This is a genomic window from Streptomyces sp. NPDC005899 (assembly GCF_040629645.1).
Lineage (GTDB): Bacteria > Actinomycetota > Actinomycetes > Streptomycetales > Streptomycetaceae > Streptomyces.
Genome location: NZ_JBEXWB010000710.1, coordinates 1 through 1,071 on the forward strand (window position 1 = coordinate 1; position 1,071 = coordinate 1,071).

1 protein-coding gene is annotated in these 1,071 nt (G+C 77.2%); it reads left to right on the plus strand.

The features are described 5' to 3' along the window. A partial coding sequence (locus ABZ371_RS32840) for a glycosyltransferase (protein ID WP_358686642.1) occupies nt 1-978 on the plus strand: 978 nt, incomplete at its 5' end. Nucleotides 979-1,071: the final 93 nt, after the last annotated feature.

The window sequence follows — 1,071 nt, forward strand, 5'->3', positions numbered from 1 at the left end:
GCGCCCGGTGCCCGGCTGGGCCGTGAGGTCACCGCGGCCGGCCGGCTGGTCCGCGCCTACGCGCCCGACGTGATCCACGCCCACAGCGCGAAGGCCGGCCTCGCGGGGCGGCTCGCGGTGCGGAGCCGAGTCCCCACGGTGTTCCAGCCGCACGCCTGGTCCTTCGAGGCCCTGGACGGGCGGGCCGCGGACGCCGCGGCGGCCTGGGAGCGTTTCGGGGCCAGGTGGAGCGACCGCATCCTGTGCGTGAGCGAGTCCGAGTGCACGGCCGGGCAGCGGGCCGGCATCACCGCCCGCTGGTCGGTGATCCACAACGGCGTCGACGTCGGCCGCTTCCGGCCGGGAGGCCGGGATGCCTCAGCCTCGGCCCGTGCCGCCCTGCCCGCACTCGCGGGCGTCCCGGCTCAGGCGCCGCTCGTCGTCTGCGTCGGGCGCCTGAGCCGGCAGAAGGGCCAGGACGTCCTGCTGCATGCCTGGCGGTTGACGCAGGCGCACGGCGCACGGCTCGTCCTGGTGGGCGACGGGCCCTCCGCGGCCGGACTGCAGCGTTCCGCACCCCCCGGGGTGCTGTTCGCCGGGGCGAGCGGCGACGTGCGGCCCTGGCTCCACGCGGCGGACGTGGTCGTGCTCCCCTCCCGCTGGGAGGGGATGGCGCTGGCCCCCCTCGAGGCCATGGCGTGCGGCAGGCCCGTGCTGCTCACCGACGTGGCCGGGGCGAGGGAGACCCTGCCGCCCGGCCACGCCCGGCACTGCCTGGTTCCGCCGCGCGATCCGCGCGCCCTGGCGGCGGCGCTGACGGCTCTGCTGGCCGATCCGGCGCTGCGCGCGGAGCTGGGCCGCGCGGCGCGCAGCCGCGCCAGGTCCCTCTTCGACGTGTCGAGGACGGCCGACGCGGTGCTCAGCCTCTACCAGGAAGTTGTCGTCCAGTCCCGTCCCATGACGACCCACCCCACGACGAGGAAGCGCACCGAGCGATGACGACGGAGAGTGCACCGGTCCCCCGTACCGCCCAGGCGACGGCCGTACCCAGCGTCGCGTCCGCGATCCGTCCACCGCGCGCCGGGAGCGGGC